Source organism: Amycolatopsis sp. NPDC000009 (assembly GCF_055563465.1).
This window is the reverse complement of sequence record NZ_JBVHDI010000009.1, coordinates 76,862-95,025: the sequence shown is the minus strand read 5'-3', so window position 1 is coordinate 95,025 and position 18,164 is coordinate 76,862. Positions and strand designations below refer to the sequence as shown.

Sequence of the window (18,164 nt, the reverse complement as noted above, 5' to 3'; positions counted from 1 at the left end):
TCGATGTGGGCTAATGCGGTTTAGCCGAGCATCTGTGCGGGATCCGGCGAAATCAAGGAAACCGGCACTTCCTGTCCGGTACCGTCGCTGAGCAGGACTAATACGTATTAGCTCCTTGACGCTTCCCGCGTGCTGTCCGAATGGTTGGACGACCACGTCAACGCCGACGAAAAGGGAGTGTCCGCATGACCGAGCTGTCCCGACGCGCGGCTCTGCGCGGAGCCGCCGGAGTAGGCCTCGGCCTGGCCGCGATACCCGTCCTGGGCGCCGGGTCCGCGGCCGCGGCGCCGGCCGGATTCCCGGAGTACCGGTTCCTGCGCACCGCGTTCGACAAGAGCAAGCTGAAGTACAACCCGACCGGCGAGCTGATCTTCCCGTGCATCCGTGGTGTCGCGGGCCGGGTCGCGAACCCGTTGGGCCGCTACTACCTGTATTACGCGCCGCACGACGCGCCCGGCGGCATCTGTCTCTCCTACGCCGACAGCCTCGATGGCCCCTTCATCGAATACGCGAACAACCCGATCGTCAAAAGGACGTGGAAACCGCACTACGACGTCTCGCACGTCTCGTCTTCGCACGTGCTGTGGAACGAGGACGCGCGCGAACTGTGGCTGTACTTCCACGGCGAGAACACCACGACCCGGCTCGCCCGATCCAAGGACGGCATCCGCTTCACCTACGACAAGGTCGTGCTGTCCACCTCGATGCTGCCCGCCGGCACCACCGAGGCCTCCTACGCGCGGGTGTTCCGGCACAGCCTGCCGTCACGCGGCGCGAAGTACGTGATGGTCTTCATGATCAACGACAGGAGCAACCATCGCTCGATCGGCTGGGGCTGGTCCGCCGACGGACGGAACTGGACGTTCTCGCAGACCCCGCTGATCCGCCCCGAAGAGGTCGGCGCGAGCAACATCGGCGCCCCGACGATCGCGCAACGCGGCACGTCGACGTACGTCATCTACCACGAGAACATCGAAGCCGGCGGCAACATGCTCATCACCGAGGTCGGCAACGACTTCGGCAAGCGCAGGCATCTCGGCGTCTTCCACGCCCCGCTGCCGGGTGCGCCGGACAACGGGCGCTGCGCGGCTCCGTCGTTCGGGACCATGAACGGCAAGGAGTACATGTTCTACGAAGCCGGGGCACGCCTGGACGGCTCGATCGCGATCGCGCGGGCGATCTGACCTCGTGAGTGGTAAGGACGGTTAGAACCGTCCTTACCACTCACGAGGCGTCCTGGTCACGGGCGCCCGAGCAGCGCCGCGACCGCCGCACGCGCCTGCCGGGCAGGCGCCGGGTCACCGCTGATTCCCGCCGTCACGATGGCCCCTTCGGCGAGCAGGTAGACCGGTTCGGTCACCGACCGGCCCGCGGCCCGCACCCAGGTGTCGATCTGGTCGTGGAACGCCTGCTTGTGCGCTCGCACCTCGGCCAGTACCGCCTCGGACGACGTGCCGAGTTCGCCGTGGGCGTTGATCCAGGCGCAGCCACGGAAACCCGGTTCGGCGAACCACTCCCCAAGCCAGTCGAAGATCGAGAGCACCCGCTCGCGGGGATCCGTGACCCGGTCCACATGAGCTGCCAGGCTTCCCCGCCAACGCTGATCACGACGTTTGAGCATCGCCACCACGAGGTCTTCCTTGGCTTCGAAGAACCGGTAGATGCGCTTGAGCGAGAGGCCGGACGCCGCGCGGACCTGGTCCATGCCGACCGCCTGGATGCCGTTCTCGTAGAAGAGGTTCTCGGCGGCGTCGAGCAGGGCTTCGCGATCCGCGCGGTTCCGCTCCTCGGTGACGGCGGCGGGCATGGGAGCTCCTTGACGTTGAGAACGATCGTTCCCTATCGTAGGCGGCAGCCGTAGAGAACGCACGTTCTCCACCTGAGGAGGCTCGACGATGACCGAAGAACGCCCGCCCTGTCCGCCGTTCACCCGCGAGACGGCACTGCGGAAAGTCCAAGCGGCAGAGGATGCCTGGAACACCCGGGATCCCCGCAAGGTTGCGTCGGCGTACACACCGGATTCGGTGTGGCGGAACCGGGAGACCTTCGTCCGGGGCCGCGAGGAGATCGTCACGTTCCTGACCGGAAAGTGGGAGCGGGAGCTGGATTACGCGCTGCGCAAGAACCTTTGGACGTTTACCGAGGACCGGATCGCCGTCCGATTCCAGTACGAATGGCACGACCGGGCCGGGCAGTCGTGGCGCAGCTACGGCAACGAACTGTGGGAGTTCGACGCGCACGGTCTCATGAGCCGTCGCGAGGCGAGTATCAACGACGTCGCCATCTCCGAGACGGAGCGGCGGATCCACGGCCCGCGCCCGAAGGAAGAACACGGCGCCGACTTCCCGCTTAGGTGAAGCCGGCGCGATCAGTCCACGATCGCGGAGATCTCCCACAGGCCCAAGGACTTGTCGGCATAGGCGCCGTCCTCCTCGGTGCACCCCTCGACCAGCACGGCCAGCGGCTCCGGGAACCCGAACGGCTCCCGGCACAGATTCAGCGGCCGCCAGTCGCCGGTCACGATGTCGGTGTTGGTCCGCAGTTCGGTGAAGGTCGTGGTCAGCAGGTACCGGGAACCGCTCCGCCGCAGGTTGCGCAGGGCTCGCCCGATATCGGCGAAACTCAGATGGACCAGGCAATCCCGGCACAACACGAGATCGGCCGACGGCAGCGGATCACCGGTCAGATCGAGCACCCGGAACTCGTGGACCGGGTCGTCCCGGAACCTTTCGGCGTTCAGCTCGATCAGATCGGGGACGATGTCGGCACCGATGTACCGGTCGAGATCCAGGCCGACCTCACTGAGCCAGCCGTAGTCGCCACACGGCAGGTCGAACAGGGTACGCACCCCGAAACGATCGAGGAGAGCGGGCAACCGGTCGCTCAGTTCCCGTGTCTGGACCGACTCCGAACCGGGCCCGGAGACCGAGGAGGAACTCCACAACCGGGAGCGGAAGATGTAGGTGAAACGATCCTGGGTCCCCATGCTTTCCAGCTCTTCGGCGACCCGCCGGAAGTTGCGCTGCGCCGTGGTGATCGGTCGTTCGTCCACTCCCGCATCGTAACCTCGTGAGTGGTGAGGGGTGGTGCGATGACCGGCTGGGATTCCGAACGCGACCGGCTGTTGAAGTCGAATGCCGGTGCGCTGGCAAGGACGGCACTGGCGAACGTCGTCCGCGAATATCCGCACCACGAGAGTCACTGGCACCTCGAAGGCGTGCCCATTCGCTCGCCGAAACTGTCGCACCCGTGCTTCTACGGCAGTTTCGATTGGCATTCCTGCGTGGAGATGTTCTGGGTACTCGTGCGGTTGCTTCGCCATCACCCCGAACTCGTGCCCGCCGAGGAGATCCGCGGTCTTCTCGGCGAGCACCTGACCGTCGAAGCCCTCGCGGGCGAGATCGCCTACTTCGCCCCCGACGAGCAGCGCAACACCCAGCGCCCGTACGGCTGGTCGGCACTGCTGGAACTCAGCTTCGAAGTCGCCACCTGGGACGACCCGGACGCCATGCGCTGGTCAGCGGGATTGCATCGGTTGAGCACGGTTTTCGTGAACCGCTATCTCGACTGGCTTCCCCAAGCCACCTACCCGATCCGGTACGGGGTGCATGACAACGGCGCGTTCGGACTGTCCCGCGCTCTGCTGTACGCGGAGTACCTTGCCGACCACGGCGACCCGCGGTTGCGCAGCCTCATCACCGAGACCGCCTGGCGTTGGTTCGGCGCGGACCGCGACTACCCCGGATCCTGGGAACCGTCAGGAGCCGACTTCCTGTCGCCCGCCCTCGCCGAGGCCGAGCTCATGTCACGCCTGATGTCCGCGGCCGAGTTCGCCGATTGGCTGGACGGTTTCCTGCCAGGCATCGCGGAACGGCGGCCCGCGTCCCTGTTCACCCCGGCGACCGTGACGGACACCTCCGACGGGCAACTCGCCCATTTGCACGGTCTCAACCTGCACCGGGCGTGGTGCTGGCACCGCGTCGCGGCCGCGCTTCCCGACCAGGACGACCGGATCCCTGCCGTCCTCGAAACCACACACGCTCATACCCACGCTTCGCTCGCACAGACCACCGGCGGCGCCTACATGGTCGAACACTTCCTTGCCTACTACGCGCTCCTCCTGCTCGACTGAGCAGTCACTCGCTGTTGGTGAGCCGAGCGAGACGACTCCGGGTGAGCACGCTCCTGGTCGGGTGAACCGAGCGTGAGCACGAATGCTCGAATCCGACCGTACTCGGCAGTTGCGATCAGCATTTCGCACAATGCGAAAACACGCTGCGCTTCCGCGTCAACATCGCCTCCACCTGCGAACCTTGCCGCAGCGGCCCTGGCGCGAGACACACGGGAAAGGGAAGGTGCCGGGTCATGGAGACCTTTCGGCGGCACTAGTCCATTCGGTCCCACCCGCTACTTTTAGTAGTTTCCGAAGTCACCCAGACCGTTGAGCGACGCGTGCATACCGTTCAGCGCGACACACGCAGTACTACTGAACGGTCACAGTCCGCTTTCGCCAAGATGTCTTCAGCCGCACCGGTCAAAAACCGGTAACGCACGCGTGGCCCCCTGCTGTCACAGGAGGCCACGCGGATGTCCATTCGCTCGCTCGCTAGAACAAGGACAGGACGGTCGTGACCTTACAGCCCGACAACACCGAGACACCAGACAACGAGCCGCCCCAACGGGTCAAAGTCGTCATCGAACACGCCGTAAAGCCGGCTCGGCGAGTCGCGACGCCCGCGGAAATGATCCGCACGGCGCGGCCGCTGCTGAGGACCCCGGGACGCCATCGCAAGGAGCCGACGCGCGACAGCTGGCTCTGCCTGGCGATGGCGGTCCTCGCCGGCTGGGCCCCGACCCTGCGGATGTGCCTCCTGCTGACGATCGGCGGCGGAATCGTCGTCGGCGTCGTCAGGATCAGCACCCCGCAAATCGGGGTGTCGGCGGGGACCAGCGTCGGTCTCCTGACGCTCTTTTGCGCCTGGATCGTCAAGTCCCGCCAAGGAAAACAGCGGCGAGAGCCGAGTCTGTAGCGAATCGCGCCCCGTGCCCGCCGCATCGCGGGCACGGGGCGCGAGGCGTTGTCGGAAAATCTCCCCACTCACGCGGCGGCGTCCGGTTGAATGATCGCGAAGGTCCGACATGTGAGGAGATCTCGTGCGGAGAGCTAGAAAACTGGGGGCGCTGGCCGCTTCGGTACTGGCAGCGACCATGGCACTGGGCAGCCCGGCGACGGCCGAAACCGTGCAGTCGTTCCACACCTCGCTCGACCCTGCTTCGGTGCGGGAGTCGATGCGTTATCTGGTCGAGAACTACCAAGTGAGCGAACAGGAGGCACTGCGGCGTCTGGAGCTCCAGGCCGACAGCCTCAGACTGGACGAACTCCTGCGCCGCGACCGCGGCGCGGAGTACGGCGGCATGTGGCTCGACCAGGACAAGGGTCAACTGGTCGTGGCGATGACCAAGCCTTCGGCGGCCGAACCGTATCTGAAGGCGATGCCCGCCCGTTCCGCCGTTCGCACGCAACAGGTCCAGCACTCGTTGCAGCAGCTCACGGCGGCGAAGGACCGCGTAGCGGCCAAGGTCGGCGCTGGACCGGAAGCGGTGTACCTGCCTTCGGTGAGTGAGTCCGAAAACCGTGTCGTGCTTTGGGAACGCGACTGGGTGGCGCAGGAGAAGGCGGCGGCCATGCGCGCCGCGGCCGCCGAGACGAACGCCGCGCACCAGGCCGCGGCGGCCGAATCCGGCATGGTCGTCTCCCGCGTGCTGAAGAACCCGAACGCGCTGTCCACGGCGAACGTGGATCTGGGTTTCTGCCATCCGCTCTACTGCACGAACTACGGCCCGATGCGCGGTGGCCTCCGGCTCGACATGAAACGTGACAACGGCACCTGGGGTGGTTGCACCAGCGGCTTCAACCTGCGCTCAACCGGTGGCGGTTTCCCCGGCAGGGGCTGGGTGCTCACCGCGGGGCACTGCATGCGGACCAAGACCAACAACACGCCGACCCAGCACAACGGCAACGACGTCCTGCAGCAGCACGGCATCGAGAAGAGCTCGTACCCGTACGACTACGCGGCTCTGCCGTACGTGAACGACGCGGCGGCGACGCAGTGGCTCGAAGGTCAGACGGGCCGCAACCGCGTGCTGAAGTACTGCCGCAACGGCGGTATGGACAGCAACGGCGACACCCCGTGCGGCGCGCAGGCCACGTCGGTCGACGAGTACATCACCAGTGCCCGCAAGCTCGCCGACATCAAGGCCGGGTATGTCGTCTGTGCCTCCGGGACGGCGTCGAGCGCGGTGAACTATCCCGATTCCGTCGACAGCGGCGCGGGCGCAGGCTACCTCGTCGGGACCCGTTGCGGCCGGGTCCTGTCCACGGACGTCGGCATCAACACCGACCTCTGCGCCCGTCCGGGTGACAGCGGCGGCCCGCTGTTCAGCCAGGCCGACCACGCGGCCCTGGGCATCCTGGTCGGCAACCAGCAGTCCAGGTCGGGCCCATGCCAGGCCGGTGAGCTGAACAACTACGCGCCGATCGAGACGATCACCACCGATCTCAGCGAGCGGATCGCCAGTCAGGGATCCACGTTCGCGGTGATCACGACTCCGAACGGCTGACCTCACAGCCAGGTGAAGGCCCCCTTCGTTGCTTGGCGAAGGGGGCCTTCACCTATTTTCACGCGGTCAGCAGAGGACCTTCGTACCTCAGCGCGTCACCCTCGCCGTACACCCGGACCGTCAGCTCCGGCGGCTCCCATGGGGCGAACACTTCGTCGATCGTCTGGGGCACCGGCCCCAGATCCACGTCCACCGCGAAGGTGTGCGCCACGATCGCGGCCTGGACGACATCGCCGTCCGCGTCGGTCACCTCCAGCCGGGTCACCCCGGTGTCTATCGCTCCGAGCACGCCCGGTCGGCTGCTCCACACCGCGAACCCGTGCTCGCCGGTGTCGCTCCCGTATCCGGTGCTCATGATGTTGAACAGCGTGCGCTCTCCCTCTCGGAAGACGCACTCCGCCTCGACACCCGAATCGTGATAGGCCAGCATCCGCCCGTCCGAGGTGCTCGTGCCGGTCCGGGCTCCGGTGTGCCACCCCGCGTGTGACACCGCCTCCGTCGATCCCGCGATCTCCGCGGACCGGTAAAGCTCACAGAGGGCCGTCAACTCCGCTATCCATCGCGTGGTCTCTTCATCACTTGCTGGGGCCACTACGCGTGTGCCCTCCTCCCTGACTGTCCACAATGGTCAACTTCGAGGCTGGCACACCCGGATGCCGGTCACATCGGGGTTCTCCCGGAGATCCGTCCGGCCCGCTGCACGGTTCGATGCAACCGACACCGGGCGGTTGGGCCGAGCAGAGCAATCTGGCGAGTATCCCGTCATGGGGCTTCCGGTCGCCCGTCGGTGTGTCGTGACACTCCGACGCAGAGGGGTACGGCTGATGACCGCGCAGCGCACCATCACGAACGAGATCGGCGAAATCGGTGTCTGGCTGACGGGCGAATTCGGTGGCCGTGTGCCCGCGGCCGTGATCGGCCGGGTGCTCAACGCGAGCAAACGCGACCTCGAAGGCCGCATCGACCCCGAAGAGCTGGGCGAGATGTTCCACGCCCTCTGCCGCTTCCGCCTTCAGCGGATCGTGGCCGCGGACGAGCGGATCACCGTCAAGATCCCCGGCGCTCGCCCTTCGTGATGGTCTTGAGCTCCACGTACTGGGCGAGGCCGGCGGCACCGTATTCACGGCCGATTCCGCTGGCCTTGTAGCCGCCGAAGGGGCCGTCGAAGCCGATCGGTGCACCGTTGACGGTGACGGTCCCGGTGCGCATCCGCCGTGCGACGGCGAGCGCGCGGCCCTCGTCCGCCGACCAGACGCCGCCGGAGAGCCCGTACTCCGAGTCGTTGGCGATGCGGACCGCGTCGTCTTCGTCCTCGTAGGGAATGACGACCAGTACCGGCCCGAAGATCTCCTCCTTGGCGATGCGCATCGTGCTGTCGACGTCGGCGAACAACGTCGGCGTGACGTAGTTGCCCTTGTCCAGGCCTGCCGGAAGTTCGGAGCCTCCGGTGACCAGCCGCGCGCCCTCGGCGACGCCGATGTCGATGTAGTCGCGCACGCGCTGCTGCTGGCCGGGCCGCACCATCGGGCCGATGAACGTCTTCTCGTCGGCGGGGTCGCCGACCACGAGCGATTCCATCATCTCCTTGAGCCCGGTGACGACCTCGTCGTACCGGTCACGCGGCGCGAGGATCCGCGTCTGCGCGATGCACGCCTCGCCGTTGTTGAGCAGGGACCCGAACTTCAATCCGGCCAGCACGTCGTCGAGGACGGCGTCGGGCAGGATCACGGCCGCGGATTTGCCGCCCAGTTCCAGGCTGACCCGCTTCAGCCGCTCCCCCGCCAGAGACGCGATCCGGCGGCCGGCGGCGGTCGAGCCCGTGAACGCGATCTTGTCGACGCCGGGGTGCTTCACCAGGTATTCGCTGGTCTCCCGGTCGGCGGGCAGCACACTGATCACTCCGGCAGGCAGCCCGGCTTCCGCCAGCAGGTCCGCGAGCAGGCCCATGCTGAGCGAGTTCTCGGGCGACACCTTGAGGACGACCGTGTTCCCCGCGAGAAGCGCCGGGACGATCTTCGCCGTCGCCGCGGAGAACGGCGAGTTCCACGGGATGATCGCGGCGACCACCCCGATCGGTTCCCGGCGCACGATCGAACGGAACGGCGAGGACGGGTCCGAGGGCGTGAGCGTCTCTTCCCACCCGAACTCCTCGGCCGCCTTCAGATACGAAACGGCCATGCGCCCCACTCCGGGCTGCCCGGCCCGGGTGAACCAGAGAGCCGAACCGTTCTCGGCGGAGATCAGTTTCGCGATCTCGTCCGCGCGAGCCTCCCGCAACGCGTTCAGCCGCCGGAGAACCTCGATCCGTTCCGCAGGCGAGGTCCGCGGCCACGGACCCTCGTCGAAGGCGGCGCGAGCCGCGGCGACGGCACGGTCGACGTCCGCGGGCAGGGCTTGGGCCACCCGCCCCAGAACCGACTGGTCGTGCGGGGACACGATGTCGAGCCGCGCCGGTTCGCTCGGCGTCGTCCACTCGCCTCCGATGAAGAGCTTGTCGTTCGTGAGCACGGCCTTGCCTCCATACTGTCACACTGAAGTAGCACTTATGCAGGTTAACGCCACTCCTGCGTGATACATTCCCGCCATGAGAGCTGACGCCGCCCGCAATCTGGAAGTCCTTCTGAGGACTGGCGCGCGGATGCTCGCTGACGACCCCTCGGCCAGCATCAGCGCGATCGCCGCCGAAGCCGGCGTCGACCGGCGCACCGTCTATCGACGCTTCGCCTCCCGCGAAGAGCTCCTGGCCGCCATCTACGACTCCCGGTTGACCGCGGTCGAGGAGGTCGTCAGCGCTGCCCGGTTCACCGAGACGGCGGTTCCCGTGGCGTTGCACCGCTACGTCGAAGGCATCATCGAAGTCAACCGCCGATGGCCGGTCGAACTGACCCGGATGCGCGCCGAACCCTCCATCCAGGACCGCCGGAGCCGGCTCACCGCCGAGGTGGAGACGTTCCTCCAGCGGGCCACCGGCGAGGGGTTCCTCCGCGCGGACGTTCCGGACGGCTGGGCGGGCCGTCTGCTGATCCAGCTGCTCCACCTCGCGTCGAGGGAGGACATGGACGCACCGCGCGCCGCCGATCTGCTCGTCGAGACCTTCCTGAACGGAGTCGGTGCTCGCTAGCGCCCACGCCCTCCATGAGGGTTGCGTCGCGCTTGGCGATGGGGCCGCGACCACCTTTTGCTTCTTGAAGACTTCGATCGGCACGGGGACCTCCCGGACCAGAGCGCGCTTGAGGCGTCGATGTGGCGCGAACCTCGCCTAAGAACTTCGTCACCCGCGACCCCTATGGAGGGGCGACGTCACGCAGTGTGTGCGAGGGTGACGGCATGGCCGCTTCGCGCAGACGATTCCCGGTGTCCTGGACCACCGTCATGCCGGTCCTCGCCATAGTCGTGCTGGCCCTGAGCTGGGGCCGCGACCTGGGCCCGGTGCCCGTGGTCATCGTCGCGCTCGCGCTCGGCGGGACGGTGCTCGCCGCGGTTCACCACGCCGAGGTGGTCGCGCATCGCGTCGGGGAACCGTTCGGCTCGCTGGTGCTGGCGATCGCGGTCACGGTCATCGAAGTCGCGCTGATCGTGACGATGATGTCCTCCGGCGGCCCCGAGGCCGGAACCCTCGCGCGCGACACCGTGTTCGCCGCGGTGATGATCACGATGAACGGCATCGCCGGCATCTCGCTCTTCGTCGGCGCCCGCCGCTACGGCGCAACGCACTTCAACCCCGAAGGCAGTGGCGGCGCGCTCGCCACCGTGGCGACACTCGCATCGGTCACCCTCGTGCTGCCGACGTTCACCACGAGCACCCCCGGCCCGGCCTTCAACGGCACACAGCTCACCTTCGCCGCGGTCGCGTCGTTGCTGCTCTACGGGCTTTTCGTGCTCACGCAGACGGTGCGCCACCGCGACTTCTTCCTGCCGGTCGACAGCGAGGGCTCCGTCAAGGAGGAGGAGCACGCCGAACCGCCGAGCAGCAAGGCCGCGCTGACCAGCCTGGGGCTGCTGGTGGTCGCGTTGGTCGCCGTCGTCGGCCTGGCCAAGGTCGAGTCGCCCGCGATCGAAGCGGGGGTCAGCGCCGCGGGTTTTCCGCAGTCGTTCGTCGGCGTCGTGATCGCCATGCTGGTGCTGCTGCCCGAGACCCTGGCCGCGACCCGGGCCGCGCGGCGCGACCGGATGCAGACCAGCCTGAACCTCGCCTACGGTTCGGCGATCGCGAGCATCGGGCTCACCATCCCGACCATCGCGCTGGCGTCGATCTGGCTGGACGGCCCGCTCATGCTGGGCCTCGGCGCCACGCATATCGTGCTGCTGGCGCTGACGATCGCGGTCAGCGTGCTCACCGTCGTCCCCGGCCGCGCGACGCGGCTGCAGGGCGGGGTGCACCTGATCCTGCTGGCCGCGTTCCTGGTGCTCGCCGTCAGCCCGTGACACGAGTCCTCTTCGGACGGTGTTCTGTCGGTGGTCCCGGGTAATCTCTGCCCCGTGAACGCTCGGGACCGCATCCAAGAACTCGCCGATCAGATCGTCGTCCTTCGCGACGCCTACTACCGGGGCTCGCCGAAGGTCGCCGACGCCGACTACGACGCGATCGAAGACGAATTGCGCGGGCTCATCGAGGCGAACCCCGAGCTGGCCCCGGATCCGAACCCGCTCGAGCAGGTCGGCGCGCCCGCCATCCTGCACGCGCCCATCCGGCACTCGCGCCCGATGTTGTCGCTGGAGAAGGCGACCAAACCCGAGCAGGTCGAGGCGTTCTTCGCCCGGTTCCCCGGGCAGCCGGTGGTCGTCATGCCGAAGCTTGACGGCCTGTCGCTGGCGCTGGTCTACGAGAACGGCCGGCTCGCCAGGGCGGTCACCCGGGGCGACGGGACCACGGGCGACGACGTGACCATGCTGGTCCGGGCGCTGACCGACGGCGTCCCGGACAAGGTCGACGCGCCCAGCCGGGTCGAGGTCCGCGGCGAGGCGGTCATGCTGCGCTCGACTTTCGCCGCCTACAACAAGGTCCATCCGGACAAGCCGCTGATCAACCCGCGCAACGCCGCCGCCGGCACCCTGCGCGCCAAGGATCCGGCCACCGTCGCCGAGCGGCGTCTCCAGTTCTTCGCGTTCGACCTCTCCACGGAGCCCGACAGCGCGGAAACCGATCTCGACGGCGCGCTCCGGACGCTCGGATTCGCCGCCGCCGACATGCGCCACTGCGAGGACGCCGAGTCGGCGCAGGCCGTCATCACGACCATCGAGCAGCAGCGCAACGAACTCGACTACGACCTCGACGGTGCGGTGCTGCGCCTGGCGGATCGCGACGCCTACGCCGCAGCCGGGACCAGGTCCAGCTCACCGCGCGGCGCGCTGGCGTTCAAGTTCGCCGCCGAGGAGAAGACCACCGTGCTCGCCGATGTCGTCTGGGATGTCGGCAAGACCGGCAAGATCGCGCCCGTCGCGTGGCTGGAGCCGGTGTTCGTCGGCGGGACCACCGTCACCCGGGCGACGCTGGCCAACCAAGAGGTCATCAAGGCCCGCGGCATCAAGATCGGCGACACGGTGCTGGTACGCCGCGCGGGCGACGTGATCCCGTTCGTGGCGGGCGTACTCGACGCGGCCAAACGCACCGGCGAGGAACGGGAGATCGTGCCGCCGTCGGTCTGTCCGTCGTGCGAAGAACCGTTGACCGAACAGGGCAACAGCCGGGAACTGTTCTGCACCAACGTCGCCTGCCCCGCCCAGACCGTCCGGCGGCTGATCCACTGGGCGTCGCGCGCGGCCGCGGACATCGACGCGATCGGCGGGGTCTGGATCGAGCGGCTCGCCGAGGCCGGGATTCTCGAGCACCCGTCGGACTTCTACCGGCTCACCAAGGAAAAGCTGCTGGAGTTCGACCGCATCGGCGAGATCTCCGCCACGCGCATGATCGAGTCGATCGACGCGAGCCGGGCCGTCGGGCTGCGCCGGGCGCTGATCGGGCTCGCGATCCCGATGGCCTCCGAGGGCACCGCCGCGCGCCTGTGCCGGGCAGGGTTCGGTTCGCTGGAAGCCGTCGCCGACGCCGGCGAGGAAGGCCTCGTCGCCGTGGAGGACATCGGCCCCAAGGTCGCCGCGTCCCTGATCGAGCACCTCACCCGGCTTCGTCCCGAGCTCGAGCGGCTGCGGGAGGTCGGGGTCTCGCTGGACGTACGCGAAGAAGACCTGCCGCCGGTCGTCGCGGCCGGTGCGCCGCTGGAAGGCAAGACGGTCGTGGTCACCGGCTCGATCAGCGACCCCCGCTCCGGTGAGAAGGTGCCGCGCCCGACCTTCCAGCGGCTGTGCGAACGGGCGGGCGCGACCATCGCGTCTTCGGTCTCGGCGAACACGGACATGCTGATCACCGGCGCCGACGTCGGGGCGAGCAAGCTCACCAAGGCCGAAAAACTCGAAGTCGAGGTCGTGGACCAAGGCGTGATCTGGGGTCAGTTGATCGAGGCCGGGGTCGTTTGACCTCCTTCCGCGTTTAGTCCTCTGAATGCGGAGGTTCGTGTCGCGAACTACCGCATTCAGAGGACTAAACGCTGGGCTGCGTCCGGTACCGGGGACTCGTCGAGTGCCATTCGAAACCGCCGCCCATCCACCCTCGCAACCCGCGTAGAAACCGTTGCAGCTCGACGGACGGGACCGCGCTGAGCTTCTCGTGCGCGGACTGGAAGTCCCGGACGACGTCGTTGTGCAATTCGACGGTGATCGCCGTGGCCTCTTCGATCGAGCATTTCCGGTCGTCGGCGATCAACAGGACCGCGTTGCAGGGCGGCGACTCGTCCTCCAGGTCCTTGACGACCGAGTGCACGTCGTTGACGAGCACGGACGCCGTCCCCGCTTGGATCGCCGCCTCCCGGACCCGGGGGTCGTAGTACAGGTTCGAGGTCAGTTCGTAGCCACCGAGGACGTCGATCAACGTCATCGAGGTGTAGAAGCTGTCGTGCTGCCGCGCCGCGAGATATTCCCACGCCGGCGGGTATTTCCCGCTGTGGCGCCATGCGGCGTAGGCGGTCCAGCTCACGAACATCGCGAAGGTCGAGTAGCAGACGCGCTGGACCTGCGCGGCGGTCCCGGATCGCCGCAGGAAGTCCGTCGCCGAGCCCAGCGCCACCAGAACCCGGTCGTTCCGCAGTGTTTCGTCGAGATCGCGGCTGAACTCGCCCAGCGACGGCACCGGGTCCATGGCCGCCATCGCCAGCGCGAGCTTCGGCGGCAGCTCGGCCGGTACGGCGCCGAGCGAGGTGTCGTCGGCGTAGAGGTCGTCGGCCGCCCACCACGCGGCGTTGAGCTTCGCCGAGATCAGCAGCCTTTCGGGGTCCTCGCAGTCCGGGTGGGCGAGCATCACGAGCCTGCCGAAGCCCGCCTTCCCGATCTGCTCGCACTCCTCCTCGTCGAACCCGCACTCCCCTGCCCATAGGACCAGCCGCCGGTCCACCTCCTCGGCGAGCGGGTCGTTGATCCGCTCGGTGACGGGACAGTAGAGCGGTGGTGCCGACCCGTCGCCCCACGGCCGGTAGGCGTACGCCGGGTCGAGAGCGGGCTCCTCAGGCGACGGGATCTCCTGAGGGACAGCGGTCAGCCGGGCCGCCAGCCTGGCGGCGGAGGTGCCCAGCCCGCTCGGACCGGCCAGCAGTGTGGCGAGCGCACCCTGTTCGGTCATCGCTTCGCTCCGATGGTCTCGCCGGGATCAGACGCGGTCCGCGGCGATCAGCAGGTAGTGGAAGCTGCCTTCGCGATAGGCGTCCAGGAACGGCCCTTCGATCCCGGTCGCCACCGACGACTTCGCCCGCAGTTCCCAGTACGGGATCGTGTCCGGCGTCAGATCCACCACCGAGATCGGCACCAGGTCGTTCGCCGTCATGGCCTTGAAGTACTCGCTGCGCGGGTGGATGTTGCACGTGTAGTGCTGGTCGATCTGCGCGACGGCCTTGGACCGGCCGCCGGTCACGTCGTTGTAGCACCCGGTGATGGTGACGTACCGCCCGCCGAACTCCAGCTGTCGCGCGTGCTCGGCGAACAGTTCGTGGAGGTCGACGTACATCGTGCTTTCGTTGTTCCAGATCGCCTTGCGCGAGCCGGTGTCGAAACCGGTGTCGAGCATGTTGCGGAAGTGGTAGCGCACCCGGTCGGCGACGCCACGGATATCCGCCTGGTGATTGGCGAACTCCACCTGCTTCTCCGAGATCGAGATGCCGTCGACGTGACAGCCGAACCGCGCGTTGGCCATGATGCTGGTCCCGCCGCGTCCACAGCCGGCGTCGAGGAGCCGGTCGTCCGGTTTGACGTCGCCGAGGTGATCGAGCAGGACGTCCGCCTGAGCGGTCTCCAGGCGGTGCATTTCGGCGATGATCCGCTCGTCGCGGGTGTTCTCGGGGCCTTCCAGCACCGACCAGTCGACCTCGCCGACCCCGTAGTGGTGGTGGTAAAGCCCGTCCACATCGCCCAGCCGCAGGTTGACCGGGTCCTTCTCCTTGTTCCAGTACGACGCCACCGACTTCTGGTACTCGGTGCGCAACACCTTGGCAGGAGCGGGAGTACGGGCGATGGTCACGTGTGTGGTCCTTTCTGGAGCATTGTTGTTCGTTGTCGTCACCGTGCGACCTCGACGTTCTCCAGGACACCGAGCGCGTCCGGAACGAGCACGGCGGCCGAGTAGTAGGTGCTGATCAGATAGCTCGCGATCGCCTGTTCGTTGATACCGTCGAAGCGCACGTTCAGGCCCGGCTCGTACTCGTCGGGCAGGCCGGTCTGGTGCAGCCCGATCACCCCGTTGTCCTCGACCCCGGTCCGCATGGCGAGGATCGAGGACGTTCCGCTGTCGGTGATCGGGATCTTGTCGCAGGGCAGCAGCGGCACCCCGCGCCACGCGCCGACCACCTTGCCGTCGACCGTGGTGCCCTCGGGATACAGGCCGCGGCGCGTGCATTCCCTGCCGAACGCGGCGATCGCCTTCGGATGGGCGAGGAAGAACTTCGTCTTGCGGCGACGGCTGACGAGTTCGTCCATGTCGTCGGGCGTCGGCGGACCCGCCCGGGTCTGGAACCGCGATTTGAGGTCGGCGTTGTGCAGCAGCCCGAACTCGCGGTTGTTGATCAGGTCGTGCTCCTGCCGCTCCCGCAGCGCCGCCACGGTCAGCCGGAGCTGCTCGTCGAACTGGTCCATCGGCCCGTTGTAGAGATCGGTCACCCGCGTGTGCACCCGCAGCGACGTCTGCGCGACGGCGAGGTCGTATTCACGCGGTGAGATCTCGTAGTCGACGAACGTGCCAGGGAGCAGCGGCTCGCCGTCGTGCCCTGACGACATCCCGATCTCGGCCTCGCCCTTGGCGTTCTGCGGCTTTCCCTTGTTCGCCAGCATGTCCTGGACGTGACGGCGCATCGCTTCGGACCGGCCGTTGAGGTCGGCGAAGTCGTCCGCGCGCAGGGTCAGCACGATGACCGGGGTGACGGCCTTCGCCGTGAACGGCCAGTTCCGGTCGATGCCGGCGAGCATCTCGTCACCGAAGTGGTCGCCGTCGGCCATACCGCCGACAGCGGCCTCGGCGCCGTACTCGCCCGGCACCACCTTGGCGATCTTGCCGTGCGCGACCAGCACGACCTCGTCGAGCGGAGATCCGTGGGCGACGATGGTCTCGCCGGGCTGATACTCGTGCTGCACGAACCGGTCGGCGAGCGCGGTGAGCGTGTCCTCGTCGTCGAAACCCCGCAGCAAGGCCAATTCCGCGAGCTCCTGCGGGACGACCCGGACCTCGGTGCCGACGTTGGTGAAGCTCACCCGCCCGTCACCGATCGCGTAGGTCAGCCGCCGGTTGACCCGGAAGGTACCGCCGGACGCCTCGACCCAGGGCAGCATCTTCAGCAGCCAGCGCGGCGTGATGCTCTGCATCTGCGGCCGCGTCTTGGTGGTCGTCGCCAGGTTGCGCGCGGCGGCGGGGCCGAGACTGAGCCGCCGGTCGGCCTCCGGCGTCGTGGCGGTCATCCTTCGCGGCCGAGTTCGGCGGCTTCGAGGACGGCGAGCGCGTCCGGAACGAGCACGGCCGCGGAGTAGTAGGTGCTGACGAGGTAGGAGATGATCGCCTGCTCCGAGATCCCCATGAACCGGACGTTCAGGCCGGGCTCGTATTCGTCCGGCAGCCCGATCTGACGCAGTCCGACGACGCCCTGGTTCTTCTCGCCGGTGCGGATCAGCAGCACGGAACTGGTGCTGGTCTGGCTCACCGGGATCTTGTTGCAGGGCAGGATCGGCACCCCGCGCCAGGACGGCACCTTGTGCCCGCCGAGATCGGTGCCGGTCGGGTAGATCCCGCGTTTGCTGCACTCGCGGCTGAACGCGGCGATCGTACGCGGATGCGCGAGGAAGAAGCCGGGTTCCTTCCACACCAGCGCGAGCAGGTCGTCGAAGTCGTCCGGGGTGGGCGGGCCGGTGCGCGTCGCGATGCGCTGGGTGAAGTCGGCGTTGTGGAGCAGGCCGAAGTCCGTGTTGTTGATCATTTCGTGCTCTTGCCGCTCACGCAGTGCCTCGATGGTCAGGCGCAACTGCTGCTCGGTCTGGTCCATCGGCTGGTTGTAGAGATCGGACACCCGGCTGTGGACCCGGAGCACCGTCTGGGCGACGCTCAGTTCGTACTCGCGCGGCGAGGTCTCGTAGTCGACGAACGTGCCCGGAAGCAGCGGCTCACCGTCGTGCCCCGAGGAGATGTCGATCTCGGCCTCGCCGAAGTCGTTGGCGCGCCCGGAGTCCTGTGCGGCTTGCTCGATCTGCGTCTGCAGCGATTCGGACTGTTCCAGTACGCGCTCGAAGTCCTGACGGGTCAGGGTGAGCACGGTGCAGGCGGTGGCCGCCTTGGCGGTGAATTCCCAGATGCCGTCGTCCGCGACGAGGGTTTGCGCGCCGAAGTAGTCGCCGTCCTTGACCACGCCGAGCGCGGTCTCGTCACCGTAGTGACCGGGGCCGGTCTTGGTGATCTTGCCGTGTGCGATGAGGTAGACCCGGTCTGCCCGGTGCCCGAATTCGACCAGCACGTCGCCGGCCGCCACTTCCTGCTGTTCGAACCGGCGGGCGAGTTCGGCGAGTACCTCTTCGTCGTCATATCCCTTGAGCGGCTTCAGTTCTCCCAGTTCCGCCGGGATCACGGTCACCTCGGCGCCCGCCTTCGAGAAGGTCACCCGTCCATCGCCGACCGCGTAATTCAGCCGCCGGTTGACCCGGTAGGCGCCGCCGTTCACCTGAACCCATTCGAGCGATTTCAGCAGCCACCGGGACGATATTCCCTGCATCTGCGGAACGGATTTGGTGGTCGTCGCCAGGTTGCGAGCGGCGGCCCTGCCCAAACTCAGCTGCGGATTTTCCGGCCCCTGGACACCTTCGGCGGAAGTGCCCGATTCGGTCACGGTCACAGCAAGGTCCACCCTTCGATAGTCGTGTGAACAAACAAGATCCACAGTTCGCGGCGCGCCGGTCATGCCCCGAAGTGCGGTCCGCAGGATCAACATAGCAAGGGGTTTTTCCCACACAAGCGCACTTTCAGGTAATGCGAC

17 protein-coding genes are annotated in these 18,164 nt (G+C 67.5%); 9 read left to right on the top strand and 8 right to left on the bottom strand.

Translation table 11 applies throughout. The features are described 5' to 3' along the window. Window positions 1-185: 185 nt before the first annotated feature. A complete protein-coding gene (locus ACZ3HL_RS23960) occupies window positions 186-1,184 on the top strand; it encodes a hypothetical protein (protein ID WP_465533789.1) in 999 nt (332 codons plus the stop codon). A gap of 56 nt (window positions 1,185-1,240) precedes the next feature. Here ACZ3HL_RS23960 and ACZ3HL_RS23955 read toward each other — a convergent pair whose 3' ends face one another. Next, a complete protein-coding gene (locus ACZ3HL_RS23955) occupies window positions 1,241-1,807 on the bottom strand; it encodes a TetR/AcrR family transcriptional regulator (protein WP_465533787.1) in 567 nt (188 codons plus the stop codon). 88 nt (window positions 1,808-1,895) lie between these two features. Between ACZ3HL_RS23955 and ACZ3HL_RS23950 the strand changes: the two genes are divergently transcribed. Further along, entirely contained in the window at window positions 1,896-2,357 is a 462-nt protein-coding gene (locus ACZ3HL_RS23950) for a nuclear transport factor 2 family protein (RefSeq protein WP_465411327.1), read from the top strand. A gap of 11 nt (window positions 2,358-2,368) precedes the next feature. Here ACZ3HL_RS23950 and ACZ3HL_RS23945 read toward each other — a convergent pair whose 3' ends face one another. After that, window positions 2,369-3,052: a class I SAM-dependent methyltransferase gene (locus ACZ3HL_RS23945; protein WP_465533785.1), complete on the bottom strand. Its 684-nt coding sequence runs from the start codon at window positions 3,050-3,052 to the stop codon at window positions 2,369-2,371. A 39-nt stretch (window positions 3,053-3,091) separates the two neighbouring features. Between ACZ3HL_RS23945 and ACZ3HL_RS23940 the strand changes: the two genes are divergently transcribed. The 3 genes from ACZ3HL_RS23940 to ACZ3HL_RS23930 all read left to right on the top strand — a co-directional run bounded on the left by ACZ3HL_RS23940 (window position 3,092) and on the right by ACZ3HL_RS23930 (window position 6,621). Continuing rightward, on the top strand, window positions 3,092-4,132 hold the full coding sequence (locus ACZ3HL_RS23940; protein ID WP_465533783.1) for a DUF2891 domain-containing protein: 1,041 nt from the start codon (window positions 3,092-3,094) through the stop codon (window positions 4,130-4,132). A gap of 496 nt (window positions 4,133-4,628) precedes the next feature. Further along, window positions 4,629-5,030: a hypothetical protein gene (locus ACZ3HL_RS23935; RefSeq protein WP_465411330.1), complete on the top strand. Its 402-nt coding sequence runs from the start codon at window positions 4,629-4,631 to the stop codon at window positions 5,028-5,030. A gap of 124 nt (window positions 5,031-5,154) precedes the next feature. Then, complete coding sequence (locus tag ACZ3HL_RS23930) at window positions 5,155-6,621, top strand: trypsin-like serine protease (protein ID WP_465533781.1); 1,467 nt, start codon at window positions 5,155-5,157, stop codon at window positions 6,619-6,621. A gap of 58 nt (window positions 6,622-6,679) precedes the next feature. Here the strand turns inward: ACZ3HL_RS23930 and ACZ3HL_RS23925 are convergent, their stop codons facing one another. Next, window positions 6,680-7,111, bottom strand: coding sequence for a hypothetical protein (locus tag ACZ3HL_RS23925; protein WP_465533779.1), 432 nt, complete (start codon window positions 7,109-7,111; stop codon window positions 6,680-6,682). 334 nt (window positions 7,112-7,445) lie between these two features. Between ACZ3HL_RS23925 and ACZ3HL_RS23920 the strand changes: the two genes are divergently transcribed. Next, entirely contained in the window at window positions 7,446-7,697 is a 252-nt protein-coding gene (locus ACZ3HL_RS23920) for a hypothetical protein (RefSeq protein ID WP_465533777.1), read from the top strand. Here the strand turns inward: ACZ3HL_RS23920 and ACZ3HL_RS23915 are convergent. After that, entirely contained in the window at window positions 7,669-9,129 is a 1,461-nt protein-coding gene (locus tag ACZ3HL_RS23915) for an aldehyde dehydrogenase (protein ID WP_465533775.1), read from the bottom strand. The two genes, ACZ3HL_RS23920 and ACZ3HL_RS23915, sit on opposite strands and share 29 nt — an antisense overlap. 76 nt (window positions 9,130-9,205) lie before the next feature. Here ACZ3HL_RS23915 and ACZ3HL_RS23910 point away from each other — a divergent pair, with 76 nt between their 5' ends. From ACZ3HL_RS23910 to ligA, 3 genes are all read left to right on the top strand, one after another. After that, entirely contained in the window at window positions 9,206-9,742 is a 537-nt protein-coding gene (locus ACZ3HL_RS23910) for a TetR/AcrR family transcriptional regulator (RefSeq protein ID WP_465533773.1), read from the top strand. 206 nt (window positions 9,743-9,948) lie between these two features. Further along, a complete protein-coding gene (locus tag ACZ3HL_RS23905) occupies window positions 9,949-11,046 on the top strand; it encodes a calcium:cation antiporter (RefSeq protein WP_465533771.1) in 1,098 nt (365 codons plus the stop codon). A gap of 54 nt (window positions 11,047-11,100) precedes the next feature. After that, window positions 11,101-13,092: an NAD-dependent DNA ligase LigA gene (gene ligA, locus ACZ3HL_RS23900; RefSeq protein ID WP_465533769.1), complete on the top strand. Its 1,992-nt coding sequence runs from the start codon at window positions 11,101-11,103 to the stop codon at window positions 13,090-13,092. 64 nt (window positions 13,093-13,156) lie between these two features. Here the strand turns inward: ligA and ACZ3HL_RS23895 are convergent, their stop codons facing one another. The 4 genes from ACZ3HL_RS23895 to ACZ3HL_RS23880 are packed head-to-tail and all read right to left on the bottom strand — an operon-like array spanning window position 13,157 to window position 18,023. Continuing rightward, window positions 13,157-14,287, bottom strand: a complete 1,131-nt coding sequence (locus ACZ3HL_RS23895; RefSeq protein ID WP_465533767.1) for a family 2 encapsulin nanocompartment cargo protein terpene cyclase — start codon at window positions 14,285-14,287, stop codon at window positions 13,157-13,159. 27 nt (window positions 14,288-14,314) lie between these two features. Next, window positions 14,315-15,178 carry a geranyl diphosphate 2-C-methyltransferase gene (locus ACZ3HL_RS23890; protein ID WP_465411339.1) on the bottom strand — a complete coding sequence of 288 codons (864 nt, stop codon included), beginning with the start codon at window positions 15,176-15,178 and terminating at the stop codon, window positions 14,315-14,317. Between the two features lie 38 nt (window positions 15,179-15,216). Beyond that, window positions 15,217-16,605 (bottom strand): family 2B encapsulin nanocompartment shell protein, encoded by a 1,389-nt coding sequence (locus ACZ3HL_RS23885; protein ID WP_465533765.1) that lies wholly within the window; start codon window positions 16,603-16,605, stop codon window positions 15,217-15,219. Further along, window positions 16,602-18,023, bottom strand: a complete 1,422-nt coding sequence (locus ACZ3HL_RS23880) for a family 2B encapsulin nanocompartment shell protein (RefSeq protein WP_465411341.1) — start codon at window positions 18,021-18,023, stop codon at window positions 16,602-16,604. Before ACZ3HL_RS23880 ends, ACZ3HL_RS23885 begins: the two co-directional genes overlap by 4 nt. Window positions 18,024-18,164 lie beyond the last annotated feature (141 nt).

Coding starts and splice junctions, on each gene's coding strand:
- ACZ3HL_RS23960 (WP_465533789.1), top strand. CDS start 186: ATGACCGAGCTGTCCCGACGCGCGGCTCTGCGCGGAGCCGCCGGAGTA.
- ACZ3HL_RS23955 (WP_465533787.1), bottom strand. CDS start 1,807: ATGCCCGCCGCCGTCACCGAGGAGCGGAACCGCGCGGATCGCGAAGCC.
- ACZ3HL_RS23950 (WP_465411327.1), top strand. CDS start 1,896: ATGACCGAAGAACGCCCGCCCTGTCCGCCGTTCACCCGCGAGACGGCA.
- ACZ3HL_RS23940 (WP_465533783.1), top strand. CDS start 3,092: ATGACCGGCTGGGATTCCGAACGCGACCGGCTGTTGAAGTCGAATGCC.
- ACZ3HL_RS23920 (WP_465533777.1), top strand. CDS start 7,446: ATGACCGCGCAGCGCACCATCACGAACGAGATCGGCGAAATCGGTGTC.
- ACZ3HL_RS23910 (WP_465533773.1), top strand. CDS start 9,206: ATGAGAGCTGACGCCGCCCGCAATCTGGAAGTCCTTCTGAGGACTGGC.
- ACZ3HL_RS23905 (WP_465533771.1), top strand. CDS start 9,949: ATGGCCGCTTCGCGCAGACGATTCCCGGTGTCCTGGACCACCGTCATG.
- ACZ3HL_RS23895 (WP_465533767.1), bottom strand. CDS start 14,287: ATGACCGAACAGGGTGCGCTCGCCACACTGCTGGCCGGTCCGAGCGGG.
- ACZ3HL_RS23885 (WP_465533765.1), bottom strand. CDS start 16,605: ATGACCGCCACGACGCCGGAGGCCGACCGGCGGCTCAGTCTCGGCCCC.